At 50.4% G+C, this 25,760-nt stretch carries 34 protein-coding genes; 33 read left to right on the forward strand and 1 reads right to left on the reverse strand.

Features of this window, described 5'->3' with window-relative positions:
- The first annotated feature begins 116 nt into the window (after window positions 1–116).
- Window positions 117–4,319: a DNA-directed RNA polymerase subunit beta' gene (gene rpoC, locus ABDZ76_RS08255; RefSeq protein ID WP_343804228.1), complete on the forward strand. Its 4,203-nt coding sequence runs from the start codon at window positions 117–119 to the stop codon at window positions 4,317–4,319.
- A 107-nt stretch (window positions 4,320–4,426) separates the two neighbouring features.
- Here rpoC and ABDZ76_RS08260 read toward each other — a convergent pair whose 3' ends face one another.
- Complete coding sequence (locus tag ABDZ76_RS08260; RefSeq protein WP_343804231.1) at window positions 4,427–4,747, reverse strand: hypothetical protein; 321 nt, start codon at window positions 4,745–4,747, stop codon at window positions 4,427–4,429.
- Between the two features lie 476 nt (window positions 4,748–5,223).
- Here ABDZ76_RS08260 and rpsL point away from each other — a divergent pair, with 476 nt between their 5' ends.
- The 32 genes from rpsL to ABDZ76_RS08420 all read left to right on the forward strand — a co-directional run bounded on the left by rpsL (window position 5,224) and on the right by ABDZ76_RS08420 (window position 25,719).
- A complete protein-coding gene (rpsL, locus tag ABDZ76_RS08265; RefSeq protein ID WP_184218718.1) occupies window positions 5,224–5,595 on the forward strand; it encodes a 30S ribosomal protein S12 in 372 nt (123 codons plus the stop codon).
- A gap of 68 nt (window positions 5,596–5,663) precedes the next feature.
- Window positions 5,664–6,134 carry a 30S ribosomal protein S7 gene (gene rpsG / locus ABDZ76_RS08270; RefSeq protein WP_343804235.1) on the forward strand — a complete coding sequence of 157 codons (471 nt, stop codon included), beginning with the start codon at window positions 5,664–5,666 and terminating at the stop codon, window positions 6,132–6,134.
- Between the two features lie 30 nt (window positions 6,135–6,164).
- Window positions 6,165–8,249 (forward strand): elongation factor G, encoded by a 2,085-nt coding sequence (gene fusA, locus ABDZ76_RS08275; protein WP_184218712.1) that lies wholly within the window; start codon window positions 6,165–6,167, stop codon window positions 8,247–8,249.
- A gap of 59 nt (window positions 8,250–8,308) precedes the next feature.
- The gene (gene tuf, locus ABDZ76_RS08280) at window positions 8,309–9,484 is read left to right on the forward strand and encodes an elongation factor Tu (protein WP_343804205.1); all 1,176 of its coding nucleotides are present in this window, start codon (window positions 8,309–8,311) and stop codon (window positions 9,482–9,484) included.
- Between the two features lie 63 nt (window positions 9,485–9,547).
- The gene (rpsJ, locus tag ABDZ76_RS08285) at window positions 9,548–9,856 is read left to right on the forward strand and encodes a 30S ribosomal protein S10 (RefSeq protein WP_002964363.1); all 309 of its coding nucleotides are present in this window, start codon (window positions 9,548–9,550) and stop codon (window positions 9,854–9,856) included.
- 26 nt (window positions 9,857–9,882) lie between these two features.
- Window positions 9,883–10,605, forward strand: coding sequence for a 50S ribosomal protein L3 (rplC, locus tag ABDZ76_RS08290; RefSeq protein WP_343804242.1), 723 nt, complete (start codon window positions 9,883–9,885; stop codon window positions 10,603–10,605).
- Window positions 10,605–11,225, forward strand: a complete 621-nt coding sequence (gene rplD / locus ABDZ76_RS08295; protein ID WP_343804245.1) for a 50S ribosomal protein L4 — start codon at window positions 10,605–10,607, stop codon at window positions 11,223–11,225. The genes rplC and rplD overlap by 1 nt, the downstream gene beginning before the upstream one ends.
- Window positions 11,222–11,515 carry a 50S ribosomal protein L23 gene (locus ABDZ76_RS08300; RefSeq protein ID WP_184218700.1) on the forward strand — a complete coding sequence of 98 codons (294 nt, stop codon included), beginning with the start codon at window positions 11,222–11,224 and terminating at the stop codon, window positions 11,513–11,515. The genes rplD and ABDZ76_RS08300 overlap by 4 nt, the downstream gene beginning before the upstream one ends.
- 20 nt (window positions 11,516–11,535) lie before the next feature.
- On the forward strand, window positions 11,536–12,369 hold the full coding sequence (gene rplB, locus ABDZ76_RS08305) for a 50S ribosomal protein L2 (protein WP_184218697.1): 834 nt from the start codon (window positions 11,536–11,538) through the stop codon (window positions 12,367–12,369).
- A gap of 15 nt (window positions 12,370–12,384) precedes the next feature.
- Window positions 12,385–12,663 carry a 30S ribosomal protein S19 gene (gene rpsS, locus ABDZ76_RS08310; protein WP_184218694.1) on the forward strand — a complete coding sequence of 93 codons (279 nt, stop codon included), beginning with the start codon at window positions 12,385–12,387 and terminating at the stop codon, window positions 12,661–12,663.
- A 2-nt stretch (window positions 12,664–12,665) separates the two neighbouring features.
- Entirely contained in the window at window positions 12,666–13,055 is a 390-nt protein-coding gene (gene rplV, locus ABDZ76_RS08315) for a 50S ribosomal protein L22 (protein ID WP_184218691.1), read from the forward strand.
- Window positions 13,055–13,765, forward strand: a complete 711-nt coding sequence (gene rpsC / locus ABDZ76_RS08320; RefSeq protein WP_184218688.1) for a 30S ribosomal protein S3 — start codon at window positions 13,055–13,057, stop codon at window positions 13,763–13,765. The genes rplV and rpsC overlap by 1 nt, the downstream gene beginning before the upstream one ends.
- Before the next feature lie 39 nt (window positions 13,766–13,804).
- Window positions 13,805–14,218, forward strand: a complete 414-nt coding sequence (rplP, locus tag ABDZ76_RS08325) for a 50S ribosomal protein L16 (protein WP_343804257.1) — start codon at window positions 13,805–13,807, stop codon at window positions 14,216–14,218.
- 11 nt (window positions 14,219–14,229) lie between these two features.
- A complete protein-coding gene (gene rpmC, locus ABDZ76_RS08330) occupies window positions 14,230–14,430 on the forward strand; it encodes a 50S ribosomal protein L29 (protein ID WP_184218682.1) in 201 nt (66 codons plus the stop codon).
- Window positions 14,431–14,441: 11 nt separating this feature from the next.
- Window positions 14,442–14,684, forward strand: coding sequence for a 30S ribosomal protein S17 (gene rpsQ, locus ABDZ76_RS08335; protein ID WP_184218679.1), 243 nt, complete (start codon window positions 14,442–14,444; stop codon window positions 14,682–14,684).
- Window positions 14,685–14,750: 66 nt separating this feature from the next.
- Window positions 14,751–15,119 carry a 50S ribosomal protein L14 gene (rplN, locus tag ABDZ76_RS08340; RefSeq protein WP_184218677.1) on the forward strand — a complete coding sequence of 123 codons (369 nt, stop codon included), beginning with the start codon at window positions 14,751–14,753 and terminating at the stop codon, window positions 15,117–15,119.
- 12 nt (window positions 15,120–15,131) lie between these two features.
- Entirely contained in the window at window positions 15,132–15,443 is a 312-nt protein-coding gene (gene rplX, locus ABDZ76_RS08345) for a 50S ribosomal protein L24 (protein WP_184218675.1), read from the forward strand.
- Entirely contained in the window at window positions 15,436–15,993 is a 558-nt protein-coding gene (gene rplE / locus ABDZ76_RS08350) for a 50S ribosomal protein L5 (protein ID WP_184218673.1), read from the forward strand. The genes rplX and rplE overlap by 8 nt, the downstream gene beginning before the upstream one ends.
- 25 nt (window positions 15,994–16,018) lie before the next feature.
- Window positions 16,019–16,324, forward strand: a complete 306-nt coding sequence (gene rpsN / locus ABDZ76_RS08355) for a 30S ribosomal protein S14 (RefSeq protein ID WP_184218671.1) — start codon at window positions 16,019–16,021, stop codon at window positions 16,322–16,324.
- 10 nt (window positions 16,325–16,334) lie between these two features.
- A complete protein-coding gene (gene rpsH / locus ABDZ76_RS08360) occupies window positions 16,335–16,733 on the forward strand; it encodes a 30S ribosomal protein S8 (RefSeq protein ID WP_343804267.1) in 399 nt (132 codons plus the stop codon).
- Between the two features lie 39 nt (window positions 16,734–16,772).
- On the forward strand, window positions 16,773–17,306 hold the full coding sequence (gene rplF / locus ABDZ76_RS08365) for a 50S ribosomal protein L6 (RefSeq protein ID WP_184218667.1): 534 nt from the start codon (window positions 16,773–16,775) through the stop codon (window positions 17,304–17,306).
- Between the two features lie 12 nt (window positions 17,307–17,318).
- Window positions 17,319–17,681, forward strand: a complete 363-nt coding sequence (rplR, locus tag ABDZ76_RS08370; RefSeq protein WP_184218664.1) for a 50S ribosomal protein L18 — start codon at window positions 17,319–17,321, stop codon at window positions 17,679–17,681.
- 164 nt (window positions 17,682–17,845) lie between these two features.
- Window positions 17,846–18,406 carry a 30S ribosomal protein S5 gene (rpsE, locus tag ABDZ76_RS08375; RefSeq protein WP_343804272.1) on the forward strand — a complete coding sequence of 187 codons (561 nt, stop codon included), beginning with the start codon at window positions 17,846–17,848 and terminating at the stop codon, window positions 18,404–18,406.
- 56 nt (window positions 18,407–18,462) lie between these two features.
- Entirely contained in the window at window positions 18,463–18,660 is a 198-nt protein-coding gene (gene rpmD / locus ABDZ76_RS08380) for a 50S ribosomal protein L30 (RefSeq protein ID WP_184218657.1), read from the forward strand.
- 19 nt (window positions 18,661–18,679) lie between these two features.
- Window positions 18,680–19,156 carry a 50S ribosomal protein L15 gene (gene rplO / locus ABDZ76_RS08385; RefSeq protein WP_343804277.1) on the forward strand — a complete coding sequence of 159 codons (477 nt, stop codon included), beginning with the start codon at window positions 18,680–18,682 and terminating at the stop codon, window positions 19,154–19,156.
- A gap of 277 nt (window positions 19,157–19,433) precedes the next feature.
- Window positions 19,434–20,774, forward strand: coding sequence for a preprotein translocase subunit SecY (gene secY / locus ABDZ76_RS08390; RefSeq protein WP_343804280.1), 1,341 nt, complete (start codon window positions 19,434–19,436; stop codon window positions 20,772–20,774).
- Window positions 20,771–21,355 carry an adenylate kinase gene (locus ABDZ76_RS08395; RefSeq protein WP_343804283.1) on the forward strand — a complete coding sequence of 195 codons (585 nt, stop codon included), beginning with the start codon at window positions 20,771–20,773 and terminating at the stop codon, window positions 21,353–21,355. The genes secY and ABDZ76_RS08395 overlap by 4 nt, the downstream gene beginning before the upstream one ends.
- Window positions 21,356–21,583: 228 nt before the next feature.
- Window positions 21,584–21,952, forward strand: a complete 369-nt coding sequence (rpsM, locus tag ABDZ76_RS08400; RefSeq protein WP_343804286.1) for a 30S ribosomal protein S13 — start codon at window positions 21,584–21,586, stop codon at window positions 21,950–21,952.
- Window positions 21,953–22,088: 136 nt separating this feature from the next.
- Window positions 22,089–22,478, forward strand: coding sequence for a 30S ribosomal protein S11 (rpsK, locus tag ABDZ76_RS08405; protein ID WP_343804290.1), 390 nt, complete (start codon window positions 22,089–22,091; stop codon window positions 22,476–22,478).
- Window positions 22,479–22,591: 113 nt separating this feature from the next.
- Window positions 22,592–23,605, forward strand: coding sequence for a DNA-directed RNA polymerase subunit alpha (locus ABDZ76_RS08410; protein ID WP_184218640.1), 1,014 nt, complete (start codon window positions 22,592–22,594; stop codon window positions 23,603–23,605).
- 40 nt (window positions 23,606–23,645) lie between these two features.
- Window positions 23,646–24,074, forward strand: coding sequence for a 50S ribosomal protein L17 (gene rplQ / locus ABDZ76_RS08415; protein ID WP_184218637.1), 429 nt, complete (start codon window positions 23,646–23,648; stop codon window positions 24,072–24,074).
- A 211-nt stretch (window positions 24,075–24,285) separates the two neighbouring features.
- Entirely contained in the window at window positions 24,286–25,719 is a 1,434-nt protein-coding gene (locus ABDZ76_RS08420) for a DegQ family serine endoprotease (RefSeq protein WP_374844611.1), read from the forward strand.
- Window positions 25,720–25,760 lie beyond the last annotated feature (41 nt).

The following is a 25,760-nucleotide window of genomic DNA, read 5'->3' on the forward strand; positions in this document are numbered from 1 at the left end:
GCGCCCGTATTGTCAGTTTAAACGGCAGTAACAGCGAATTCTATTTACGGTGATAAGGTATCCTCCTCTATCGCTGACGACACAAAGGGCGGCGGATCGCCCTCAAGGAGAACGGCATGAACCAAGAGGTCATGAATCTTTTCAATCCTCAGGCTCCGGCGCAGACGTTCGATTCCATCAGAATCTCGATCGCCAGCCCTGAGAAGATTCTGTCCTGGTCATACGGCGAGATCAAAAAGCCGGAGACGATCAACTATCGTACGTTCAAACCTGAACGCGATGGTCTTTTCTGTGCGCGCATCTTTGGCCCGATCAAGGATTACGAATGCTTGTGCGGTAAGTACAAGCGTATGAAATACAAAGGCATCATCTGCGAAAAATGCGGCGTTGAAGTCACATTATCGCGCGTACGTCGTGAGCGCATGGGTCATATTGAACTCGCTGCTCCGGTTGCGCATATCTGGTTCCTGAAATCCCTGCCAAGCCGCATCGGTACACTGATGGATATGACGCTCAAGGATATTGAGCGCGTTCTCTATTTTGAAAACTACATCGTTACCGAACCAGGTCTGACTTCCCTGAAAGAGCATCAGCTGCTTTCAGAAGAAGAATACATGATCGCGGTTGACGAATTCGGCGAAGATCAGTTCACGGCGCTTATTGGTGCAGAAGCAATCTATGAAATGCTGGCCGCTATGGATCTGGCAAAAATTGCTGCCGATCTGCGCGTTGAACTGGCTGAAACCACATCAGAACTTAAAACTAAGAAGCTGATGCGTCGCCTGAAGATCGTTGAAAACTTCATGGAATCGGGCAACCGTCCTGAGTGGATGATCATGAAGACCGTTCCGGTTATCCCACCGGATCTGCGTCCGTTGGTGCCACTGGATGGCGGTCGTTTTGCGACTTCCGATCTGAACGATCTTTACCGCCGCGTGATCAACCGTAACAACCGCTTGAAGCGTTTGATCGAGTTGCGTGCGCCTGGCATCATTATTCGCAACGAAAAGCGTATGCTTCAGGAAGCTGTTGATGCGCTGTTTGATAATGGTCGTCGTGGCCGCGTCATCACCGGTGCGAACAAGCGTCCGCTGAAGTCCCTTTCAGACATGCTTAAGGGTAAGCAGGGTCGTTTCCGTCAGAACTTGCTCGGTAAGCGCGTCGACTATTCCGGTCGTTCGGTTATCGTGACCGGTCCTGAGCTGAAATTGCACCAGTGCGGCCTGCCGAAGAAAATGGCTTTGGAACTTTTCAAGCCGTTTATCTACGCACGTCTTGACGCCAAAGGCTTCTCTTCAACTGTTAAACAGGCCAAGAAGCTGGTTGAAAAAGAACGTCCGGAAGTTTGGGATATTCTTGACGAAGTGATCCGTGAGCATCCGGTTCTTCTGAACCGTGCGCCTACGCTGCACCGTCTTGGTATTCAGGCATTCGAACCAACCCTGATTGAAGGTAAGGCAATTCAGCTGCACCCGCTCGTATGTACTGCGTTTAACGCGGACTTTGACGGTGACCAGATGGCTGTTCACGTGCCGCTGTCTTTGGAAGCACAGCTTGAAGCACGCGTTCTGATGATGTCGACCAACAATATTCTGCATCCTGCAAACGGTCTGCCGATTATTGTTCCTTCGCAGGATATGGTTCTCGGTCTTTACTATCTGTCGATTGTTGCAGAAAACGAACCTGGTCAGGGTATGGTGTTCGCCGATATGGGCGAATTGCATCATGCGCTGGAAAGCAAGGTTATTACACTGCACACCAAGATCAAAGGTCGTTACAAGACCGTTGATGCTGATGGTAATCCGGTTTCCAAGATTTATGACACCACTCCTGGTCGTCTGATTTTGGGTGAATTGCTGCCGAAGAACGTCAATGTTCCTTTCGACATTTGCAATCAGGAGATGACCAAGAAGAACATCTCCAAGATGATCGATATGGTTTACCGTCATTGCGGTCAGAAAGAGACAGTGATCTTCTGTGACCGCGTGATGCAGCTTGGTTTTGCACATGCGTGCCGCGCCGGTATTTCGTTTGGTAAGGATGACATGGTCATTCCTGATACCAAGGCGAAGATCGTTGCCGACACCGAAGCTTTGGCCACCGAATATGAACAGCAGTACAATGACGGTCTGATCACTCAGGGCGAAAAGTACAACAAGGTTGTTGATGCTTGGGGTAAAGCCACCGACAAGATTACCGAAGAAATGATGGCTCGTATTAAGGCCGTTGAATTTGATCCGGTAACCGGTCGTCAGAAGCAGATGAACTCGATCTACATGATGTCGCATTCCGGTGCGCGTGGATCGGTCAACCAGATGCGTCAGCTTGGCGGTATGCGTGGTCTGATGGCCAAGCCTTCAGGTGAGATTATCGAAACACCGATTATCTCGAACTTTAAAGAAGGTCTGACCGTTAACGAATACTTCAACTCCACACACGGTGCCCGTAAGGGTCTTGCCGATACAGCGTTGAAGACTGCGAACTCCGGTTACCTGACACGTCGTCTTGTTGACGTGGCGCAGGATGCGATCATCTCCGAAGTTGATTGTGGTGCTGATATTGGTCTGACCATGCAGCCTATCGTCGATGCCGGTCAGATTGTTGCCTCCATTGGTCAGCGCGTTCTCGGCCGTACAGCTCTCGATGCAATCCTGCATCCGCTGACAGCTGAAGTGATCGTTGAAGCCGGTGAGATGATTGAAGAGCAGCATGTCGATCTGATCGAAAAAGCTGGTATTCAGTCCATCCGCATCCGTTCGGCTCTGACCTGTCAGACACGTAACGGCGTGTGTGCCAAGTGCTATGGTCGTGACCTTGCACGCGGTACTCCGGTTAACCAGGGTGAAGCAGTTGGTGTTATCGCTGCGCAGTCCATTGGTGAGCCTGGTACACAGCTGACCATGCGTACGTTCCACTTGGGCGGTACAGCGCAGGTTGTTGATAGTTCTTACCTTGAAGCCTCTTATGAAGGCACAGTCACATTGCGTAACCGCAACGTGGTACGTAACTCTGACGGCCAGCTGGTTGTCATGGGCCGTAACATGGCTGTTGTCATCATGGATGCCGGTGGCAAAGAACGTGCAAGCCATCGTGTTACCTACGGTTCACGTCTGTTCGTGGATGAGGGTGATGCAGTCCGTCGCGGTCAGCGTATTGCGGAATGGGATCCATATACCCGTCCGATCGTTACCGAAGTTGAAGGTATTGCTGAGTTTGAAGACCTCGTTGATGGTCTTTCGGTTCAGGAAACCACCGATGAATCAACCGGTATCACCAAGCGCGTTGTTATCGACTGGCGTTCAACACCACGCGGTGCAGATCTGAAGCCGGCACTTGTCATTAAAGACAAGAGCGGCAAGATCGCGAAGCTTTCAAAGGGTGGCGAAGCCCGCTTCCAGCTCTCTGTCGAAACCATTCTTTCGATTGAGCCGGGCGCAACGGTTAAAGCCGGTGACGTTATTGCGCGTCTTCCGCTTGAAAGTGCCAAGACCAAGGATATTACCGGTGGTCTGCCGCGCGTTGCTGAATTGTTCGAAGCACGTCGTCCGAAGGATCATGCGATCATCGCTGAAATCGATGGTACAATCCGCTTCGGCCGCGACTACAAGAACAAGCGTCGTATTGTTATTGAGCCAAGTGACAGCACGATTGAACCAGCAGAATATTTGATCCCTAAGGGTAAGCCTTTCCATCTCCAGGATGGTGATGCGATCGAAAAGGGTGATTATATTCTCGATGGTAATCCGGCACCACACGACATTCTTGCTATTAAGGGTGTTGAAGCGCTGGCGTCCTATCTGGTTAATGAAATCCAGGAAGTTTACCGTCTGCAGGGCGTGTTGATCAACGATAAGCACATTGAAGTCATCGTACGTCAGATGTTGCAGAAAGTTGAAATCACCGAATCCGGCGATAGCGGTTACATCCCGGGTGATCATGTTGATCGCATCGAACTCGATGAAATCAACGATCGTCTGATCGAAGAGGGCAAGAAGCCAGGTGTTGGTACTCCGGTACTGTTGGGTATTACCAAGGCTTCGTTGCAGACACCTTCGTTCATCTCTGCTGCTTCCTTCCAGGAAACAACACGCGTTCTGACCGAAGCTGCTGTTGCCGGTAAGATGGATACATTGCAGGGTCTGAAGGAAAACGTGATTGTTGGTCGTCTGATCCCGGCAGGTACCGGTGGCATGACCAACCAGATCCGCCGGATCGCTTCTGCCCGTGATGAACTGATCATTGACGAGCGCAAGAAATCTTCCGGTGCTGCAACAGCAGATGCCATGTTGGTTGATATGACCAAAGGCGCTGCCGAGTAAGAAATGAAAAAGCGGCCTGAATTTCAGGCCGCTTTTTTCATATCTTGATAGCTATTAAAAAAAGACCGCCGGTGAGGGCGGTCTTTTTTTGTTTGTAATGCCAAGTCTTATTCTTCGTCTTCTTCTTCCTCTTCATCGTCACCATCAAATTCGATGAGGGCAACTTCACCGCCACGGGCAGTTTCCCATGCACTGCGGTGCGGTTCTTCATCCGGCTGATCTTCAATTGTGCCAACTTCAAGAAGTTCGGCTTCATGATAGCCTTCTTCAGCCAGAATGCTCAGAGCCAGATCAACGAGGTTTTCATCTTCTTTGTTGGTGAGAAGGAGATGAACTTCGATCGATTCATCACTGCCTTCATTCCAGACATCGGCGATGATGAGATGAACCGGAAGATCGGTTTTCGGTGTTTCAGTTGTGGAAGACATTAGGGAATCCTTGAAATTTCGTTTGCTTTTCGACTCAGTCGTGGTTGAATAGCTTTTGTTAGGGCTGACCGCCATCCTAAACGGTTAAAACATCGTTGACGATGCGAAATAATTGCTGGTCCCCGCATTTCGGCATGCTTTGCGCTGCCCAAATCGTTAAAATTTCCTTAACCAAGTGTCTGTTTTAAGAAAGTTAAGGGGCAGACCTTGACGCGGGAGCGTTAAACGCGTATCAGCAGCCCATCTGAGCCGATGTGAGACTAGCTTTTTCGGGGTGACTCACCCTGAAGTTCATCTCAAACAGGGTTCGTTTTACTTACGCAATGCAACTTGCCGTTCGCATGAAACGAAAGTTTCCTCTGCTTTTGTTCGGGATGGATACCGCTAGGTACGCTATACCCGAATTTGTGCATGTTTATAACGTAGAAACGGCCCAATTGGGCAGAGATACGAGTTTTTTGAAAGAGGAAGGTGCTATGCCTACCGTAAACCAGTTGATCCGCAAGCCGCGCACTGCGCCGGTAAAGCGTAATAAAGTGCCTGCTTTGCAGGCAAATCCACAGAAGCGTGGCGTTTGCACCCGCGTTTACACCACAACCCCTAAGAAGCCTAACTCGGCTCTTCGTAAGGTTGCCAAAATCCGTTTGACCAATGGCTTTGAAGTCATCGGCTACATTCCGGGTGAAGGCCACAATCTTCAGGAGCACTCCGTGGTCATGATCCGCGGCGGCCGCGTAAAGGATTTGCCGGGTGTGCGTTATCACATCATCCGTGGTGTGCTTGATACACAAGGTGTTAAAAACCGTAAACAGCGTCGTTCGCTGTATGGTGCTAAGCGTCCTAAATAAGAATTTTCCGGGGATACCGGCCGCCATGATGGCGAGTTGAGCCCGATGTAATTGAAAGACTAGAATACATGTCTAGACGCCATAAAGCTGAGAAGCGTGAGATCAATCCGGATCCAAAGTTTGGAGATCTCGTCATCACCAAGTTCATGAATGCAGTAATGCTTCATGGTAAGAAGTCGACTGCTGAAGGTATCGTTTACGGCGCGTTGTCCGCGATCGAAGCGAAGGCCAAGCAGGAGCCTGTCGCCCTGTTTCATCAGGCGCTTGATAACGTAGCTCCGCACGTTGAAGTGCGTTCGCGTCGCGTTGGTGGTGCAACCTATCAGGTTCCGGTTGACGTTCGACCAGACCGCCGTCAGGCACTGGCGATCCGTTGGTTGATCACAGCTGCTCGTAACCGCAACGAAACCACTATGGTTGATCGTTTGTCGGGTGAGTTGCTTGATGCAGCTAACAACCGTGGTTCTGCTGTTAAGAAGCGTGAAGACACGCATCGTATGGCAGAGGCAAACCGCGCCTTCTCGCATTACCGTTGGTAATCATCGAACTCTATTCAAAGAGCAGAAAACATGTCCCGCGAATATAAAATCGAAGACTACCGTAACTTTGGTATTATGGCTCACATCGATGCCGGTAAGACCACGACTTCGGAACGTATCCTGTTTTACACCGGTAAAAACCATAAGATTGGTGAAACCCACGACGGTTCCGCCACTATGGACTGGATGGCGCAGGAGCAGGAACGCGGTATTACGATTACTTCTGCTGCTACAACAACCTTCTGGCAGGGCCGTGATGGCAAGAAGCGTCGCTTCAACATCATCGACACCCCGGGTCACGTTGACTTCACCATTGAAGTTGAGCGTTCCCTGCGTGTACTCGATGGTGCAATTGCACTTCTCGATGCTAACGCCGGTGTAGAGCCGCAGACTGAAACCGTATGGCGTCAGGCTGAAAAGTACCATGTACCACGCATGGTTCTCGTAAACAAAATGGACAAGATCGGCGCAGACTTCTTCCGTTGCGTTGATATGATCAAGACCCGTCTTGGTGCAACTGCACTCGTTATCCAGCTGCCAATCGGTGCGGAAAACGAATTTGAAGGCGTAGTCGATCTCGTCGAAATGAAGGCTTTGACTTGGGATGGCACCATTGGTGCGCCGACTCAGGTTGGTGATATTCCGGCTCATCTGGTAGAGAAAGCTGAAGAATACCGCGAAAAGCTGATCGAAACTGCTGTTGAAGTTGATGAAGCTGCAATGGAAGCTTATCTGGAAGGCAAAATGCCAACCAATGATGAGCTGCGCGCATTGATCCGTAAGGGTACAATCGACGTAACTTTCCATCCGGTTCTTTGCAGTACCGCGTTCAAGAACAAGGGCATTCAGCCGGTTCTCGATGCTGTTGTTGATTATCTTCCTGCTCCAAACGAAGTACCTGCAATTAAAGGTATCGACGTTAAGACAGAAGAAGAAACAACACGCGAATCCACTGACGAAGCGCCGCTTTCCTTGCTCGCTTTCAAGATCATGAACGATCCGTTCGTTGGTACGCTGACATTCGCCCGTATTTACTCCGGTAAGCTGACCAAGGGTGTTTCCTTGGAAAACACCGTTAAGGGTAAGCGCGAGCGTATCGGCCGTATGCTGCAGATGCACTCGAACAGCCGTGAAGATGTTGAAGAAGCATTTGCTGGTGATATCGTTGCGCTTGCTGGTCTGAAAGAAACCACAACCGGTGACACGCTCTGCGATCCGCTGAAGCCTGTTATTCTGGAACGTATGGAATTCCCAGATCCAGTTATCGAAATTGCGATTGAACCTAAGACCAAAGCTGACCAGGAAAAGATGGGTATTGCACTCAATCGTCTGGCTGCTGAAGATCCTTCATTCCGCGTTAAGTCGGACGAAGAATCAGGTCAGACCATCATCGCAGGTATGGGTGAACTTCACCTCGACATTCTCGTCGATCGTATGAAGCGTGAATTCAAGGTAGAAGCAAACGTGGGTGCTCCACAGGTTGCTTACCGTGAATCCATCACCCGTCAGGCAGAAATTGACTACACCCACAAGAAGCAGTCTGGTGGTTCAGGTCAGTTCGCTCGCGTTAAAATCGTCTTCGAACCACATGATGGCGATGACTTTATCTTTGACTCCAAGATCGTTGGTGGTGCAGTTCCTAAGGAATTTATCCCTGGCGTTCAAAAGGGTATCGAAAGCGTTATGGGTGCGGGTCCTCTTGCTGGTTTCCCAATGCTCGGCGTTAAAGCAACTTTGATCGACGGTGCGTATCACGACGTTGACTCCTCCGTTCTGGCCTTTGAAATCGCTGCTCGCGCAGCATTCCGCGAAGGTGCACAGAAGGCAGGCGCTCAGCTTCTTGAGCCAATCATGAAGGTTGAAGTTGTAACTCCTGAAGATTATGTCGGTGACGTAATCGGTGATCTGAATTCACGTCGTGGTCAGATCTCGGGCACAGAAGCCCGCGGCATTTCCACTGTCGTGAATGCAATGGTTCCACTTGCCAACATGTTTGGTTATGTGAACTCCCTGCGTTCGATGTCACAAGGCCGCGCACAGTACACGATGCAGTTTGATCACTACGATCCTGTACCGGCTGCGGTTGCACAGGAAATCCAGAAAAAGTTTGCGTAATTCATTTTACGTAAGTCAATCAAGAATGCCTGAGCAGGCTAAACTAATGGAGAGCTCAGATGGCTAAAAGTAAATTTGAACGTAATAAGCCACACGTTAACATCGGCACCATCGGTCACGTTGACCATGGTAAGACCTCGTTGACAGCTGCTATCACCAAATTCTTTGGTGACTTCCGCGCATACGATCAGATCGATGCTGCACCGGAAGAAAAAGCACGTGGTATCACCATTTCAACTTCCCACGTTGAATATGAAACCGAAAACCGTCACTACGCACACGTCGACTGCCCAGGTCACGCTGACTATGTTAAGAACATGATCACCGGTGCTGCTCAGATGGACGGCGCGATCCTCGTTGTTAACGCTGCTGATGGTCCAATGCCACAGACCCGTGAGCACATCCTGCTCGCTCGTCAGGTTGGTGTTCCTGCGATCGTTGTCTTCTTGAACAAAGTTGACCAGGTTGACGATGCTGAACTGCTCGAACTCGTAGAAATGGAAGTTCGTGAACTTCTGTCGAAATATGACTTCCCAGGCGACGATATTCCTGTTGTTAAGGGCTCGGCTCTTGCAGCTCTGGAAGATTCAGACAAGACCATCGGTGAAGATGCAATTCGCGAACTGATGGCTGCTGTTGACAGCTACATCCCAACTCCAGAACGTCCTGTTGACCAGCCGTTCCTGATGCCAATCGAAGACGTATTCTCGATCTCCGGTCGTGGTACAGTTGTTACCGGTCGTGTAGAGCGCGGTATCGTTAAAGTTGGTGAAGAAGTTGAAATTGTTGGTATCAAAGCTACGGGCAAGACAACTGTTACCGGCGTTGAAATGTTCCGCAAGCTGCTCGATCAGGGCCAGGCTGGCGATAACATCGGTGCACTGGTTCGTGGTGTAGGCCGTGAAGACGTTGAACGTGGTCAGGTTCTCTGCAAGCCAGGTTCCGTTAAGCCACACACCAAGTTCAAGGCAGAAGCTTATATTCTGACCAAGGAAGAAGGCGGCCGTCATACTCCGTTCTTCACCAACTACCGTCCTCAGTTCTACTTCCGTACAACTGACGTTACCGGTATTGTAACCTTGCCAGAAGGCGTTGAAATGGTTATGCCAGGTGACAACGTTTCTGTTGATGTTGCGCTGATCGTACCTATCGCTATGGAAGAAAAGCTCCGCTTTGCTATCCGCGAAGGTGGCCGTACCGTTGGTGCCGGCGTCGTCGCTTCCATCATCGAATAATATTGATTGTGCAGGGACGTTTCTTGATATATGGAACGTCCCTCGTAACAAGGAAAAGACGAAATGAACGGTCAAAACATCCGCATTCGCCTTAAGGCGTTTGATCATCGGATCCTTGACGCTTCGACCCGCGAAATCGTGTCGACTGCCAAGCGTACCGGTGCCAATGTGCGCGGACCGATCCCTCTGCCAACACGGATCGAAAAGTTCACAGTTAACCGGTCGCCGCATATCGATAAGAAGAGCCGCGAGCAGTTCGAGATGCGCACGCACAAGCGTCTTCTCGATATCGTTGACCCAACCCCGCAGACTGTAGATGCGCTGATGAAGCTGGATCTGTCCGCAGGTGTTGATGTCGAGATCAAGCTGTAAGGCTTGAGGACGGAAGGAACGAACCGATGCGTTCAGGTGTTATTGCACAAAAGCTGGGCATGACCCGCGTCTATAACGACGCTGGCGAGCATGTACCGGTGACAGTACTCCGCATGGAGAGCTGCCACGTAGTAGCTCAGCGTACTGAAGAAAAAAATGGCTATACGGCTGTTCAGCTTGGCGTAGGACTTGCCAAGGTAAAGAACACAACCAAAGCTCTGCGCGGACATTTCGCGAAGGCTGAAGTTGAGCCTAAAGCTAAAGTTGCGGAATTCCGCGTATCTCCTGACAACCTTTTGGATGTCGGCGCCGAAATCACGGCGGAACATTTTGTTGCGGGCCAGAAAGTGGACGTAACAGGAACCACGATCGGTAAAGGTTTTGCCGGTGTTATGAAACGTCACAACTTCGGTGGTGGACGTGCGACACACGGTAACTCTGTTTCTCACCGCTCACACGGTTCTACCGGTCAGCGTCAAGATCCGGGTAAAGTGTTTAAGGGTAAGAAGATGGCTGGCCACATGGGTCAGACCCGCGTAACCACTCAGAATATCGAAGTCGTATCAACTGATACTGACCGCGGTCTTATTCTGGTTCGCGGTGCTGTTCCAGGTTCAAAGGGTGCATGGATCTTGGTACGTGATGCTGTTAAAGTATCGCTGCCTGAAAATGCTCCTAAACCAGCTGCCCTGCGCTCAAGCGCGAATAATGCAGCGGTGGATGCCGTCGCGACTGAGGGAGCCGAATAATGGATCTCACGATTACAACTCTTGAAGGCAAGGATGCCGGTAAGGTCAAGCTGAACGAAGAAATCTTCGGTCTTGATCCCCGTGAAGACATCCTGCAGCGTGTTGTACGCTGGCAGCTGGCTCGTCGCCAGCAGGGCGGCCATTCAACGCTTACACGCGGTGAAGTCGCTCGTACCGGCGCAAAAATGTACAAGCAGAAAGGTACTGGCCGCGCCCGTCACCATTCCGCTCGTGCTCCACAATTCCGTGGTGGTGGTAAGGCTCATGGTCCGGTTGTTCGCAGCCATGATCACGAATTGCCGAAGAAAGTGCGTGCACTTGGTCTTCGTCATGCCCTTTCCGCTAAGTTGAAGGCATCAGACCTGATCATCGTTGACGATCTGGCTGCAAACGAAGCAAAAACCAAGTTGTTGGTTGCGCAGTTTGCTAAGCTCGGCCTCGAAAATGCACTGCTCATCGGCGGCGCAGAGATTGATGTCAACTTCAAGCGCGCTGCTTCGAATATCCCAAACATCGACGTTTTGCCGGTGCAGGGGATCAATGTTTATGACATCCTTCGTCGTGGCAAGCTCGTGCTTTCCAAGGCGGCGGTCGAAGCTCTTGAGGAGCGTTTCAAATGACAGATCTTCGCCACTATGACGTCATCGTCAGCCCGGTGATCACTGAAAAATCAACCATGGTTTCCGAATATAACCAGGTTGTTTTCAACGTAGCGCGTAAAGCGACTAAGCCGGAAATCAAAGCTGCGGTTGAAGCGCTGTTTGGCGTGAAAGTAACTGCAGTTAACACCACTGTGCGTAAAGGCAAGGTCAAGCGGTTCCGCGGCATTGTTGGACGCCAGAGCGATGTCAAGAAAGCGATCGTAACTTTGGCTGAAGGCCAGAGCATCGACGTTTCGACTGGTCTCTGAGAGGCCGTGGAGTAAAGACAATGGCACTCAAGCACTTTAATCCGATCACGCCAGGTCAGCGCCAGCTGGTCATCGTTGATCGTTCAGAGCTCTACAAAGGCAAGCCGGTCAAAGCATTGACCGAAGGTTTGTCCAAAAAGGGCGGTCGTAACAACACAGGTCGTATTACTGTCCGTTTTCAGGGTGGTGGTCACAAGCGTACCTACCGTTTCGTTGACTTCAAACGTCGTAAACACGACATGTCAGCAACGGTTGAACGTCTGGAATACGATCCAAACCGTACCGCATTCATCGCGCTTATCCGCTATGAAGATGGTGAACTGAGCTACATCCTGGCTCCGCAGCGTTTGGCAGTAGGCGATAAAGTTATCGCCGGCCAGTCCGCTGACGTTAAGCCAGGTAACGCAATGCCTTTGGCATCCATGCCAGTTGGTACTATTATCCACAACGTGGAAATGAAGCCAGGCAAGGGCGGTCAGATTGCTCGTTCAGCCGGTACATACGCACAGCTCGTTGGTCGTGACCAGGGCATGGCTATTCTGCGCCTGAACTCAGGTGAACAGCGTCTGGTTCCAGGTGCATGCTTCGCTACTGTTGGCGCTGTATCCAACCCGGATCACGCCAATATCAACGACGGTAAAGCCGGTCGTTCGGTATGGCGCGGTAAGCGTCCTGGCGTTCGCGGTGTTGCTATGAACCCGGTTGATCACCCGCACGGTGGTGGTGAAGGCCGCACATCTGGTGGTCGTCATCCGGTTACCCCTTGGGGTAAGCCAACCAAAGGCAAGAAGACGCGTTCGAACAAGTCAACTGACAAGTTCATCATGCGCTCACGCCATCAGCGTAAGAAATAAGAGAGGTAGTCTAAAGTGGCTCGTTCAGTTTGGAAAGGACCGTTTATTGACGGCTATCTTCTCAAGAAGGCTGAGAAGGTACGCGATGGCGGTCGCAATGAAGTTATCAAGATCTGGAGCCGCCGCTCCACGATCCTGCCGCAGTTCGTAGGCCTGACCTTCGGTGTGTACAACGGAAACAAACATATTCCGGTGTCAGTATCTGAAGAAATGGTTGGACATAAGTTCGGTGAATTCGCGCCTACACGTACCTATTACGGTCACGGTGCGGACAAAAAGGCAAAGAGGAAGTAACGATGGGCAAGGCCAAGGCTCCCCGCCAGCTTAAGGATAACGAGGCGCAAGCCGTCGCCCGTACGCTTCGCGTCAGCCCGCAGAAACTTAATCTTGTCGCGGCTATGATCCGCGGCAAGAAAGTCAATGCGGCACTTGCTGATCTGGAATTTTCCCGCAAGCGTATCGCCGGCACTGTTAAGAAAACTCTTCAGTCAGCGATTGCTAACGCAGAAAACAATCACGATCTCGATGTAGATGCATTGATTGTTTCTGAAGCTTTCGTAGGCAAGTCAATTGTCATGAAGCGTTTTCACGTTCGCGGTCGCGGTCGTGCAAGCCGTATTGAGAAGCCGTTTTCGCATCTCACCATTATTGTCCGCGAAGTAGCGGAAAAAGTGGAGGCCGCATAATGGGTCAGAAGATTAATCCGATCGGTTTTCGTCTCGGCATCAACCGCACCTGGGATTCGCGTTGGTACGCGAATACCGGCGAATACGGTAAGCTGCTTCACGAAGATGTAAAAATTCGTGAATACCTGACGAAAGAACTGAAGCAGGCAGCGATTTCTAAAATCGTTATTGAACGCCCTCACAAGAAGTGCCGTGTGACCATTCACTCTGCACGTCCGGGCATCATTATCGGTAAAAAAGGTGCAGACATCGAAAAGCTCCGTAAGAAGCTTTCCGAAATGACCAATTCCGATGCTTCGCTGAATATCGTCGAAGTTCGTAAGCCAGAAATTGATGCAACTTTGGTTGCTCAGTCGATTGCTCAGCAGCTGGAACGCCGTGTGGCATTCCGTCGCGCCATGAAGCGTGCAGTTCAGTCTGCAATGCGTCTTGGAGCTGAAGGCATTCGTATCAATTGCTCGGGTCGTTTGGGCGGTGCAGAAATTGCTCGTATGGAATGGTACCGTGAAGGTCGCGTTCCTTTGCACACTCTGCGCGCTGATATCGATTACGGTACGGCTGAAGCACAGACCGCTTATGGTATCTGTGGCGTGAAGGTTTGGGTATTCAAGGGCGAGATCCTTGAGCATGACCCAATGGCTTCAGAACGTCGTGCGGTCGAGGGTGACAATCAAGGTTCCCAGTCGAACCGCCGCCGCGAAAACGCCTGATATACTGGGCCGCGAGCGAGAAAATTGGAGTAGAGAACAATGATGCAGCCTAAGCGCACCAAGTTCCGTAAACAGTTCAAGGGCCGTATCCACGGCGCCTCGAAAGGTGGTACGGATCTTAATTTCGGTGCTTTCGGCCTGAAGGCCCTGGAGCCGGAACGCGTCACCGCCCGTCAGATCGAAGCGGCTCGCCGCGCGATCACACGACACATGAAACGTGCAGGCCGTGTATGGATCAGAATCTTCCCTGATCTGCCAGTAACCGGCAAACCTACCGAAGTCCGTATGGGTAAAGGTAAAGGTTCTGTTGACTATTGGGCTTGCCGTGTGGCACCAGGTCGCATAATGTTTGAGCTTGACGGCGTACCAGAAGATGTGGCACGCGAAGCACTCAGACTCGGCGCAGCTAAGTTGCCGATCAAGACACGCTTTATCCAGCGTATCGCAGAATAAGAGAGGCAACTATGAAAGCCGCAGATGTTCGGGCCAAAAGCCCTGACCAGTTGAAAGAAGAGCTCGGCAGCTTGAAGAAAGAGCAGTTTAACCTGCGCTTTCAGAAAGCTACCGGTCAGCTTGAGAAAACCGCGCGTGTGAAGCAGGTTCGCCGCGACATCGCACGCATCAAGACTATCGCCCGCCAGAAGGCGGCCGAAAGCAAGGCATAAGGAATTATATAATGCCTAAACGCATTCTGCAGGGCGTTGTCGTCAGCGACAAGAACGACAAGACAGTAGTCGTACGGGTAGAGCGTCGCTTTGCGCACCCTCTGCTTCAGAAGATTATTCGTCAGTCGAAAAAATACAAAGCGCATGACGAAACAAACCAGTTCAAAACCGGTGATCTTGTTTCCATTCAGGAATCAAAGCCGATTTCGAAGGACAAACGCTGGGTCGTTATTTCAAACGGCGTAGCGGGCTAAATACAACACGCAGCTTAGGTAGGGCAGGAGCCCTTAACCAGCTGAGAGGAAAGAAGGCGGCCAGTCATGATTCAGATGCAAACAAACCTCGACGTGGCGGATAACTCCGGCGCACGCCGTGTCATGTGCATCAAGGTGCTGGGCGGTTCGAAGCGTAAATATGCTTCCGTGGGCGACATCATTGTGGTGTCAATCAAGGAAGCTATTCCGCGCGGCCGCGTCAAAAAGGGTGATGTGATGAAGGCAGTCGTAGTGCGTACTGCCAAAGACATCCGTCGCGCTGACGGTAGTGTTATCCGTTTCGATAACAATGCTGCCGTTATCATCGATAACAAGAAAGAGCCTATCGGCACACGTATCTTCGGACCGGTTCCACGCGAACTTCGCGCTAAGAACCACATGAAGATCATTTCGCTGGCTCCGGAAGTTCTGTAAGGGAAGCACACGATGCAAAAGATTCGCAAAGGCGACAGCGTTGTCGTGCTTGCCGGTAAGGACAAAGGCCGTACCGGCGAAGTTATCAAAGTTATGCCAAAGGATGACCAGGCGGTTGTTCGCGGTATCAATCTTGTGAAGCGCCATCAGCGTCAGACACAGACACAAGAAGCCGGAATTATCTCGAAAGAGGCTCCGATTCATTTGTCAAATCTGGCGATTGCCGATCCTAAAGACGGTAAGCCAACCCGCGTTGGTTTCCGCATTGAAGATGGCAAAAAAGTACGTGTCGCAAAACGTTCTGGAGCGCTGATCAATGGCTGAAGCTAAGGCACTTCCCCGCTTCAAGAAGCTTTATCAGGATCAAATCCGTAAAGCTTTGCTTGAAGAATTCAAGTACAGCAACGAAATGATGATTCCACGTCTCGATAAAGTGGTCATCAATATGGGTGTTGGTGAAGCAACTGCGGACTCTAAAAAGCCTGCACGCGCTGCTGAAGATCTTGCTCTTATTGCAGGTCAGAAGCCGGTCATCACTCGTGCACGTAATTCGATCGCAACCTTCAAATTGCGTGAAGAAATGCCAATCGGCACGAAAGTAACTCTTCGTGGCGAACGCATGTTCGAATTCCTGGATCGTTTGGTAACGATTGCGCTTCCGCGCGTTCGCGACTTCCGCGGTCTGAATCCTAAGAGCTTTGATGGTCGTGGCAACTTCGCCATGGGTATTAAGGAACACATCGTGTTTCCAGAAATCAACTACGATAAAGTTGATCAGATCTGGGGCATGGACATCATCGTTTGCACGACTGCTCAGACGGATGATGAAGCGCGCTCACTTCTGCGTGCCTTCAACTTCCCGTTCCGCCAGTAACGACAAGCGTAGCGAGGTATAGAAAATGGCCAAGACTAGCGCAGTCGAAAAAAATAAGCGCCGCGAAAAGTTGGTTAAGCGTCATGCTGAAAAGCGTGCTCGTCTGAAGGCGATTGTAATGAATCAAAGCCTTCCGCTGGAAGAGCGCTTCCGCGCCACCATCCAGCTCGCCGAATTGCCGCGTAATTCATCCAAGGTCCGTATTCGCAATCGTTGCGAAGTTTCAGGACGTCCACGTGGTTACTACCGTAAGCTGAAAATGTCGCGTATTGCGTTGCGTCAGTTGGGTTCGCTTGGTCAGGTACCAGGCGTGGTCAAGTCGAGCTGGTAAGGAGAAATAGATGTCTTTGTCAGATCCAATCGGCGATATGCTGACCCGCATCCGTAACGCAATCGGCCGTAAGAAGACCAAGGTTTCAACACCTGCGTCTAAATTGCGCGCCCGTGTTCTGGATGTTCTTCAGGCTGAAGGTTATATCCGCGGATATACGCAGAGCGCATTCGAAAACGGCAAGGCCGAGATCGAAATCGAACTGAAATATTACGAAGGTGCTCCGGTTATTCGCGAAATTACGCGTGTATCCAAGCCTGGCCGTCGCGTTTACGTGTCGGTTAAATCGATCCCGCAGGTCGCAAACGGACTTGGTATTTCGATCTTGTCAACACCTAAGGGTGTTATGGCTGATCACGAAGCCCGCGATCAAAACGTTGGTGGTGAGTTGCTCTGCCGCATCTTCTGATGCGACAGGCAATTTACATAGAAACGGACAGGTAGAAAAATGTCTCGTATCGGTAAGAAACCCGTGCCGGTTCCGGCGGGCGTAACCGCCACCGTCGATGGGCAAACCGTTAAAGCCAAAGGCGCAAAAGGCGAATTGTCTTATGTCGTCAACGAAGAAGTGCTTGTTTCATTGGAAGATGGTGCAGTTTCTGTAACTCCACGTGATTCCTCTAAAGATGCACGTTCTAAGTGGGGCATGGCGCGTACAATGATTTCCAACATTTTTGTTGGTGTCACTGACGGCTTTGAAAAGAAGCTGGAAATCAACGGCGTTGGTTACCGTGCAGCAATGCAGGGTAAAAATGTTCAGCTTTCCCTCGGCTTCAGCCACGAAGTTGTTTACGAAGTGCCAGCTGGCATCACCGTTACAGTACCGAAACCTACAGAAATTGTAATTAACGGTATTGATAAGCAGGTGGTCGGTCAGGTCGCAGCAGAAATTCGCGAATATCGTCAACCTGAGCCTTATAAGGGCAAGGGCGTGAAATATGCTGGCGAAGTGATCGTCCGTAAAGAAGGCAAGAAGAAGTAAGGAGCGCGCGTCATGGCATCGCCAAAACAAACTACTCAGCGTCGCGCTGCACGCGTCCGTCGTCAGCTCAAAGCTGTTGCGAATGGTCGTTTGCGTCTTAGCGTACATCGCTCTTCGAAAAACATTTACGCACAGATCATCGATGATTCCCGTGGTGTAACAGTTGCTGCTGCATCCACACTCGAAGGTGACCTGAAGTCTTCATTGAAGACCGGTGCTGACCAGGCTGCAGCTGCTGCTGTAGGCAAGTTGGTTGCCGAGCGTGCTGCTAAAGCCGGCGTCAAAGAAGTTGTCTTTGATCGTGGCGCTTTCATTTTCCACGGCCGTATCAAGGCTTTGGCAGATGCAGCCCGTGAAGGCGGTCTGAGCTTCTAATTTTGCTTCTGTTTTAACAGATGTAAAATTTATGGTGTTGGGGAAGGGAAGACTTGTAAGTTTTCCCTTTTCCGTTTATGCACCGCAGTGTTCGGGTGAGGGGTGACTCTCATAAACCCTGAGCATTTACATTGTGCTTCCGGAAAAGAAAAAGGAAACAGGATATGGCACAGAGAGACCGTAATCGCGAAGAGCGCGGTCGCGAAGAACGCGACAGTGAATTCGTAGATAAGCTGGTACACATTAACCGTGTTGCCAAAGTTGTTAAGGGCGGCCGTCGTTTCGGTTTTGCTGCACTCGTTGTTGTCGGCGATCAGAAAGGCCGCGTTGGCTTTGGTCACGGTAAGGCTCGTGAAGTACCTGAAGCAATCCGCAAGGCAACTGAAGCTGCCAAGCGCGATATGATTTTCGTACCACTTCGCTCAGGCCGTACACTTCATCATGATGTTGCTGGTCGTCATGGCGCCGGTAAAGTTCTGCTTCGCTCAGCACCTGCCGGTAAAGGTATCATCGCCGGTGGTCCTATGCGTGCGGTTTTTGAAACCCTTGGCGTGCAGGACGTTGTTGCTAAGTCGCTTGGTTCATCAAACCCTTATAACATGGTGCGCGCGACCTTTGATGCTCTGAAACATCAGATGCATCCTAAGGATATTGCTGCACAGCGTGGTATTAAGTATTCGACATTGCAGGCGCGTCGCGCTGATGTTGTTGGTTCCGAAGAGTAAGCTAGCAGCTTAAGCAGACTTATTTATAAGTTTGCCCATGATAAAGGATTTCAGTGATGGCTGAGAAGAAGGGTAAGACGGTTACGGTCGAACAGATCGGTAGCCCAATCCGTCGTCCGGCTGAGCAGCGTGCAACGCTTATCGGTCTGGGACTTAACAAAATGCGTCGTCGTTCAACACTTGAAGATACACCTTCAGTGCGCGGCATGATCCGTAGCGTCCAGCATCTCGTCCGCGTAGTGGACGAGGCTTGAGCCGCAGGGAGATATAGAGATGAAACTCAACGATCTGCGTGAAAAGCCAGGTGCAGTTAAAGCACGCAAGCGTGTAGGCCGTGGTATTGGTTCGGGTACCGGTAAGACCGGTGGTCGCGGTGTGAAGGGTCAGAAGTCCCGTTCAGGCGTTGCCATCAACGGTTTTGAAGGCGGCCAGATGCCAATTTACCGTCGCTTGCCTAAGCGCGGTTTTACCAACATTTTTGCTAAAGAATTCAACACTGTTTCTGTTGAACGCGTTCAGGCTGCAATCGATGCAGGCAAATTGGATGCATCAGCTGTTGTAACTGTTGAAGCTCTGGTTGCAGCTGGCGTGATTCGTCGTGCAAAAGACGGCGTACGTCTGCTTTCAAACGGCGAAATCACAGCTAAAGTAACTTTTGATGTTGCAGGCGCTTCAAAGGCTGCAATCGAAAAAGTTGAAAAAGCTGGCGGTAGCGTAAAGCTACCTGAGGCAGCTTCTGCTGCTGAATAAGCAAATTAAATAGCGGCGGCCTTCGAGCCGCCGCTTGCATATTTGAGCTTGTGCGCTTATCTGGCTAAGAACGCCTGCGCTAATCGTCTGTTTAGATTCGTGTTGTCGTTGTTCTGATGGTCGCAATACATGTTTTATCGGTACTCTTTTTGCTAACTCTGTATTGAATTCCGGTTTGTAGGGCGATATCAAAACCACTTGAACTCAAATCTTAACAGACCTAGAAGCGTCTTGACGGATCTAGAGGCGAGGCCTGAGATTTCACCGGAGTATTTTTATGGCATCGGCTGCTGAACAGCTTGCATCCAACCTTAATTTTTCAGCTTTCTCCAAAGCGGAAGAACTCAAGAAGCGTATTTGGTTTACACTAGGCGCATTGCTTGTTTATCGGTTTGGTACTTATATCCCGCTACCTGGTATTAACCCTGATGCATTGGCTCAGGCATTCCAGCAACATTCGCAAGGGGTTTTAGGCCTCTTCAATATGTTTGCCGGTGGTGCTGTGGGTCGTATGGCTATTTTTGCCCTCGGGATCATGCCTTACATTTCCGCGTCCATTATCGTGCAGCTGATGACATCGGTTGTACCTTCACTTGAAGCTTTGAAAAAAGACGGTGAAGCAGGGCGTAAAGTCATCAACCAATATACCCGTTACGGCACCGTGCTTTTGGCGCTCGTTCAGGCCTATGCAATTTCTGTAGGTTTGGAATCGGGCAGCGGCATTGTCACTGAGCCTGGTATGTTCTTCCGTGTATCTTCTGTGATTACACTGGTTGGTGGTACCATGTTCTTGATGTGGCTCGGTGAGCAGATCACTGCACGCGGTATCGGTAATGGTATTTCTCTGATCATTTTCTCCGGTATTGTTGCCAACTTGCCAAGTGCCATTTCCGGTACACTTGAGCTTGGCCGTACAGGTGCATTGTCGACCGGTCTGATTTTGGCCGTTATTATTCTGGCGATTATTCTGATTGCTGTGATTGTATTTGTTGAACGTGCGCAGCGCCGCTTGCTGATCCAGTATCCGAAGCGTCAAGTGGGTAACCGCATGTTCCAGGGTGATACATCGCACCTGCCACTTAAATTGAACACTGCCGGTGTTATTCCGCCAATCTTTGCCTCTTCATTGTTATTGTTGCCTGCAACGGTTGCCGGCTTTGCAAATTCGGAGAACATGCCGGCTTGGGGTTCGGCTATTCTGAATGCGCTTGGTCATGGTCAGCCGCTATATATGCTGCTTTACGCTGCACTGATCATTTTCTTCTGTTTCTTCTACACAGCGATTGTCTTTAATCCGAAGGACACTGCTGACCAGCTGAAAAAACATTCAGGCTTTATTCCGGGTATCCGTCCGGGTGAACGTACCGCAGAATATATCGACTATGTGCTGACTCGCATTACCGTCGTAGGTGCTATTTATATTACATTAGTATGTTTGCTTCCTGAGTTCCTTATTTCCGCAACCGGTGTACCGTTCTATTTGGGTGGAACATCGCTTCTGATCGTGGTCAGTGTCACGCTTGATACTGTTTCACAGGTACAGGGCCATCTGATTGCGCACCAGTATGAGGGACTCATCAAGAAGTCCAAACTAAGAGGCGGGAAACGTAGCAGATGAGATTGATCTTTCTTGGACCACCAGGAGCTGGTAAGGGCACGCAGGCTTCATTGCTGACAGCGCAATATGGGATCCCACAATTGTCGACCGGTGATATGTTGCGCGCAGCCGTTGCGCAACAAACCGAAGTTGGTAAACGTGCTAAGGCTGTTATGGATGCAGGTCAGCTCGTCTCCGACGAAATCGTCAATGCGATCGTTTCTGATCGTATTGATGAGGCTGATTGCGCCAATGGGTTCATTCTGGATGGTTATCCGAGAACCGTACCGCAGGCTGTGGCACTCGCCGATATGCTTGCCGGTAAGGGCTTGAAACTGGATGCTGTTATTGAGCTGAAGGTTGATGAATCCGCTTTGGTTAAGCGTATGGAAAATCGTGTTGCTGAAACAATCGCTAAAGGCGGTCAGGTTCGCTCCGACGATAATCCGGAAGCTTTCCGTAAGCGTTTGATAGAATATCGTGAAAAAACTGCACCATTGTCAGATCATTATGCATCGACCGGTGAGTTGAAAACGGTAGATGGTATGGCAGAAGTCGATACCGTTACGAAAGAAATCGCTGCGATACTTGCTTCAGCTTAATCTGAAGCAAGCTATCTCACGACTGACGGTGTCGGTAAAAGTTACTTAATGGTTGACTTTTGCCGACGATTCCGTCAATGACAGCCCCACTTCGATTATCTAAGTGGTCGATGTCGGTTTTGCGTACAAAAGGCGCTTGATCCGGTATCGGGCATGAAAACTGTCTGGATTAGGGCAATCGAATATAACGTCCGGACAGGACATTAACACTTCTCAAGGAGAAAACGCGTGGCACGTATCGCTGGCGTCAACATCCCTACGAATAAACGCGTAATCATTGCGCTTCAGTATATTCACGGGATCGGACCAAAATTTGCACAGCAGATTGTGACGAAAGTCGGAATCGCTGCTGAACGTCGCGTCAACCAGTTGACCGACGCTGAAGTACTTCAGATTCGTGAAGCAATCGATGCTGACTACCAGGTTGAAGGTGACCTGCGTCGTGAAGTTTCGATGAACATTAAACGTCTGATGGATCTGGGCTGCTACCGCGGTCTGCGTCATCGTCGTTCATTGCCGGTACGCGGTCAGCGCACCCACACCAATGCGCGCACCCGTAAGGGTCCTGCAAAGGCAATCGCCGGTAAGAAGAAATAATCCGTAGCGCTTTAGCCAAGCGCTGCGTGCTTATTCTTAAGCATATGAAATTTGATGCTAGTCCTGTGTCCGAGTATTCGGGACTGGTGGAGCCGCTGGAATTACGGCGGTGTAGAGATCAATTGGAAGGACTGACATGGCCAAGGATGCCACTCGCGTTCGTCGTAGAGAACGTAAGAATATTTCGACCGGTGTTGCACACGTTAATTCAACGTTCAACAACACACTGATCACAATCACTGATGCGCAGGGCAATGCTATTGCCTGGTCGTCAGCCGGTGCTCAGGGTTTCAAAGGCTCACGTAAATCGACCCCGTTTGCTGCACAGATCGCTGCTGAAGATTGCGCCAAAAAGGCACAGGAACATGGCATGCGAACCCTCGAAGTTGAGGTTTGTGGTCCGGGTTCAGGTCGTGAATCAGCACTGCGTGCCCTGCAGGCTGCTGGTTTCGTGATCACATCGATTCGTGACGTGACACCTATCCCGCACAATGGTTGCCGTCCTCGTAAGAAGCGCCGCGTATAATTTCTGTTCACTGCCGCATGTGGGCAAGGCTTTTAATAGTCTTCTTCCCGTGCGGCTTCTTCGCTTGATCGCTACGATTGGATGGTAGCGACGGTTGGATGAAGGAAAATAAAATGATTCAGAAAAATTGGCAGGAACTGATTAAACCTAACAAGGTTGAGTTTCTCACCAGTGGTTCGCATACGCATGCAACAGTGGTTGCCGAGCCTTTAGAGCGCGGCTACGGTCTGACCCTTGGTAATGCTCTGCGCCGGGTGCTTTTGTCATCCTTACGTGGTGCAGCTGTTACCGCTGTTCAGATTGACGGCGTTCTGCATGAATTCTCGTCAATTCCGGGTGTTCGTGAAGATGTAACCGATATCGTTTTGAATATCAAAGAAATCGCTATCCGTATGGAAGGCGAGGGTCCTAAGCGCATGGTTGTGCGTAAAGAAGGCCCGGGCGTTGTAACCGCCGGCGATATTCAGACTGTTGGTGACGTTGAAATTCTTAATCCGGATCACGTTATCTGCACCCTCGATGAGGGCGCGGAAATCCGTATGGAATTCACCGTCAACACCGGTAAGGGCTATGTCCCTGCCGACAGAAACCGTGCTGAAGATGCTCCGATTGGCTTGATCCCAGTCGACAGCCTCTATTCACCGGTGCGTAAAGTCTCTTATAAGGTTGAGAACACCCGTGAAGGTCAGGTTCTTGATTATGATAAGCTGACGCTCAACATTGAGACAAATGGTGCGGTTAGTGGTGAAGATGCTGTTGCTTATGCAGCACGTATTCTTCAGGACCAGCTGGCAATTTTTGTCAACTTTGAAGAGCCGCAAAAGGAAGCCCCGCAGGAGCAGGAAGCAGAACTGGCGTTTAACCCGGCACTGCTTAAGAAAGTTGACGAACTGGAACTTTCAGTACGTTCAGCTAACTGCCTCAAGAACGATAACATCGTTTATATCGGCGACCTCATTCAGAAAACGGAAGCCGAAATGCTGCGGACTCCGAATTTCGGCCGCAAATCGTTGAACGAAATCAAAGAAGTTCTTGCGTCAATGGGACTCCATCTTGGTATGGAAATTCCAACATGGCCGCCTGAGAATATCGAAGATCTCGCAAAACGCTACGAAGACCAATATTGAGCCGGCACCGCTCGGTTAAAAAAGATTAAAGGAGAAGGCCATGCGCCACGGTAATGCACAGCGTAAGCTGAACCGCACCGCCTCGCATCGCAAAGCAATGTTCGCTAACATGGCAGCGTCGCTGATTGAGCATGAACAGATCGTAACGACCCTTCCTAAAGCCAAGGAAATCCGTCCGATCGTAGAAAAGCTTGTCACTCTCGGCAAGCGTGGCGACCTGCATGCACGTCGTCAGGCAATTTCTGCTATTCAGAACGTTGAACTGGTTGGCAAACTGTTTGATACAATCGCAACCCGTTACGCAACCCGTAACGGCGGCTACATTCGCATCATGAAAGCGGGCTTCCGCTATGGTGATAATGCGCCTATGGCTGTTGTTGAGTTTGTTGAGCGCGATGTAAACGCAAAAGGCGCGAAAGATCTCGCCCGCGTTGAAGCTGAACAGGCTAACGAAGCTGATGCAGCATAATTTTCAGTCTCATGACTGGATAAGATCAAGGAGCCTTCGGGCTCCTTTTTCTTTTTTAGCTTTTTGATTTAGATTTTTACGCAATTCTTCTGCGATTTGCCCTTGCTTGCGTATTTAATGCGTGGGCATGGTTTAAACAGCTTCAGTTTCGACTACATTATGCCATGAATCACAGATTATAATCTGGGCTTTACAGTGAATGGAGTATCGTATGACAGCTTGGCGATCTATGCTTGTAGGTACATTCATGGCGGTTTCAGCCGTTGCGGCTGGCAGCGCTGCCTTGGCGCAAGATGCAGTAACGCGTGCCGTTCCTGAAAGTCGTGCGCAAATACAGGCATCTTTTTCACCGCTCGTGAAACAAACAGCGCCGGCTGTGGTGAATGTTTATGCGGCACGTCAGGTACAGCAACGCAGTTCACCTTTTGCAGGTGATCCGTTTTTTGAACAGTTTTTTGGTCGTCAGTTTGGCGATAGTTTTGGTCAGCGCAAGCCACGCATTGAGCAATCGCTCGGTTCCGGTGTGATCGTTGATCCATCCGGCATTGTGATTACCAATAATCACGTCATTGAAGATGCCGATGAGATCAAAGTGGCGATGTCGGACGGCCGCGAATATGAAAGCCGCATTTTGCTGCGCGATAAAACATCCGATCTGGCTGTTTTGAAGATCGAGGGTAAAGAAAAATTTCCGGTTCTGGCATTAGGCAATTCTGATGCAGTGGAAGTGGGTGATCTGGTGCTGGCAATTGGCAACCCGTTCGGGGTTGGTCAGACGGTAACAAGCGGTATTGTTTCGGCGCAATCGCGCACGCAAGTCGGTATCTCTGACTTTGATTTTTTCATTCAGACAGATGCTGCGATTAATCCGGGTAACTCTGGTGGCGCTTTGATTGATATGCAAGGCAGCCTGATCGGTATTAATACAGCGATTTTCTCCCGTTCGGGTGGATCTATCGGTATTGGTTTTGCGATTCCTTCTAATATGGTGAAAGCCGTTGTTGATGCTGCGGCTGCGGGTAATTCCAGCTTTGTGCGTCCGTTTATCGGTGCCACTTTCCAAACGATCACACGTGACGTTGCTGATAGTCTGGGTATGGAGCAGCCATATGGGGCTTTGATCGCAGCCCTTGTTAAAGACGGGCCGGGTGCTAAGGCCGGATTGAAAATCGGCGATGTGATTTTGCGTGTGCAGGGTGTGCGCGCTGATAATCCTGATGTGTTGGGGTATCGTCTGTCCACTGCCGGCATCGGTAAAACGGTTGATCTTGATATCCTGCGTGATGGCAAAACGCAGACGATTGCGGTGAAGCTTGAAAAAGAACCGGCCGTGAAAGATATTGCGCCGCAATTGATTGAAGGCGACAACCCGTTAGCCGGTGCTTCTGTGGTCGAGCTCAATGCTGCCTCCAGCAAAAAGCTGCGACTGCCTGAAGCCACGACAGGAGTAGGGGTATCTGATATTTATCGTGGTTCGCCTGCACAGCGTTTGGGTTTGCGCCCATCTGATATTATTCGTGGTATCAACGGTACCCCGATCCGTAATATACAAGATTTGCAATCGGCCTTGAGTGCCGGTCGCGGATTGATGTGGCGGCTTGAATTTGAACGAGACGGCGCTTTGATACGACAATTTGTGCGATAACCGGTTATCTTGAAGATAGTCCGGTCAATTGTGAGATAAGA

This window comes from Paenochrobactrum glaciei, assembly GCF_039522165.1.
GTDB classification, from domain to species: Bacteria; Pseudomonadota; Alphaproteobacteria; order Rhizobiales; family Rhizobiaceae; genus Paenochrobactrum; species Paenochrobactrum glaciei.

What these genes read in the sequence shown, in the direction of transcription:
- rpoC (WP_343804228.1), top strand. Translation starts at nt 117, where the DNA reads ATGAACCAAGAGGTCATGAATCTTTTCAATCCTCAGGCTCCGGCGCAG.
- ABDZ76_RS08260 (WP_343804231.1), bottom strand. Translation starts at nt 4,747, where the DNA reads ATGTCTTCCACAACTGAAACACCGAAAACCGATCTTCCGGTTCATCTC.
- rpsL (WP_184218718.1), top strand. Translation starts at nt 5,224, where the DNA reads ATGCCTACCGTAAACCAGTTGATCCGCAAGCCGCGCACTGCGCCGGTA.
- rpsG (WP_343804235.1), top strand. Translation starts at nt 5,664, where the DNA reads ATGTCTAGACGCCATAAAGCTGAGAAGCGTGAGATCAATCCGGATCCA.
- fusA (WP_184218712.1), top strand. Translation starts at nt 6,165, where the DNA reads ATGTCCCGCGAATATAAAATCGAAGACTACCGTAACTTTGGTATTATG.
- tuf (WP_343804205.1), top strand. Translation starts at nt 8,309, where the DNA reads ATGGCTAAAAGTAAATTTGAACGTAATAAGCCACACGTTAACATCGGC.
- rpsJ (WP_002964363.1), top strand. Translation starts at nt 9,548, where the DNA reads ATGAACGGTCAAAACATCCGCATTCGCCTTAAGGCGTTTGATCATCGG.
- rplC (WP_343804242.1), top strand. Translation starts at nt 9,883, where the DNA reads ATGCGTTCAGGTGTTATTGCACAAAAGCTGGGCATGACCCGCGTCTAT.
- rplD (WP_343804245.1), top strand. Translation starts at nt 10,605, where the DNA reads ATGGATCTCACGATTACAACTCTTGAAGGCAAGGATGCCGGTAAGGTC.
- ABDZ76_RS08300 (WP_184218700.1), top strand. Translation starts at nt 11,222, where the DNA reads ATGACAGATCTTCGCCACTATGACGTCATCGTCAGCCCGGTGATCACT.
- rplB (WP_184218697.1), top strand. Translation starts at nt 11,536, where the DNA reads ATGGCACTCAAGCACTTTAATCCGATCACGCCAGGTCAGCGCCAGCTG.
- rplV (WP_184218691.1), top strand. Translation starts at nt 12,666, where the DNA reads ATGGGCAAGGCCAAGGCTCCCCGCCAGCTTAAGGATAACGAGGCGCAA.
- rpsC (WP_184218688.1), top strand. Translation starts at nt 13,055, where the DNA reads ATGGGTCAGAAGATTAATCCGATCGGTTTTCGTCTCGGCATCAACCGC.
- rplP (WP_343804257.1), top strand. Translation starts at nt 13,805, where the DNA reads ATGATGCAGCCTAAGCGCACCAAGTTCCGTAAACAGTTCAAGGGCCGT.
- rpmC (WP_184218682.1), top strand. Translation starts at nt 14,230, where the DNA reads ATGAAAGCCGCAGATGTTCGGGCCAAAAGCCCTGACCAGTTGAAAGAA.
- rpsQ (WP_184218679.1), top strand. Translation starts at nt 14,442, where the DNA reads ATGCCTAAACGCATTCTGCAGGGCGTTGTCGTCAGCGACAAGAACGAC.
- rplN (WP_184218677.1), top strand. Translation starts at nt 14,751, where the DNA reads ATGATTCAGATGCAAACAAACCTCGACGTGGCGGATAACTCCGGCGCA.
- rplX (WP_184218675.1), top strand. Translation starts at nt 15,132, where the DNA reads ATGCAAAAGATTCGCAAAGGCGACAGCGTTGTCGTGCTTGCCGGTAAG.
- rplE (WP_184218673.1), top strand. Translation starts at nt 15,436, where the DNA reads ATGGCTGAAGCTAAGGCACTTCCCCGCTTCAAGAAGCTTTATCAGGAT.
- rpsN (WP_184218671.1), top strand. Translation starts at nt 16,019, where the DNA reads ATGGCCAAGACTAGCGCAGTCGAAAAAAATAAGCGCCGCGAAAAGTTG.
- rpsH (WP_343804267.1), top strand. Translation starts at nt 16,335, where the DNA reads ATGTCTTTGTCAGATCCAATCGGCGATATGCTGACCCGCATCCGTAAC.
- rplF (WP_184218667.1), top strand. Translation starts at nt 16,773, where the DNA reads ATGTCTCGTATCGGTAAGAAACCCGTGCCGGTTCCGGCGGGCGTAACC.
- rplR (WP_184218664.1), top strand. Translation starts at nt 17,319, where the DNA reads ATGGCATCGCCAAAACAAACTACTCAGCGTCGCGCTGCACGCGTCCGT.
- rpsE (WP_343804272.1), top strand. Translation starts at nt 17,846, where the DNA reads ATGGCACAGAGAGACCGTAATCGCGAAGAGCGCGGTCGCGAAGAACGC.
- rpmD (WP_184218657.1), top strand. Translation starts at nt 18,463, where the DNA reads ATGGCTGAGAAGAAGGGTAAGACGGTTACGGTCGAACAGATCGGTAGC.
- rplO (WP_343804277.1), top strand. Translation starts at nt 18,680, where the DNA reads ATGAAACTCAACGATCTGCGTGAAAAGCCAGGTGCAGTTAAAGCACGC.
- secY (WP_343804280.1), top strand. Translation starts at nt 19,434, where the DNA reads ATGGCATCGGCTGCTGAACAGCTTGCATCCAACCTTAATTTTTCAGCT.
- ABDZ76_RS08395 (WP_343804283.1), top strand. Translation starts at nt 20,771, where the DNA reads ATGAGATTGATCTTTCTTGGACCACCAGGAGCTGGTAAGGGCACGCAG.
- rpsK (WP_343804290.1), top strand. Translation starts at nt 22,089, where the DNA reads ATGGCCAAGGATGCCACTCGCGTTCGTCGTAGAGAACGTAAGAATATT.
- ABDZ76_RS08410 (WP_184218640.1), top strand. Translation starts at nt 22,592, where the DNA reads ATGATTCAGAAAAATTGGCAGGAACTGATTAAACCTAACAAGGTTGAG.
- rplQ (WP_184218637.1), top strand. Translation starts at nt 23,646, where the DNA reads ATGCGCCACGGTAATGCACAGCGTAAGCTGAACCGCACCGCCTCGCAT.
- ABDZ76_RS08420 (WP_374844611.1), top strand. Translation starts at nt 24,286, where the DNA reads ATGACAGCTTGGCGATCTATGCTTGTAGGTACATTCATGGCGGTTTCA.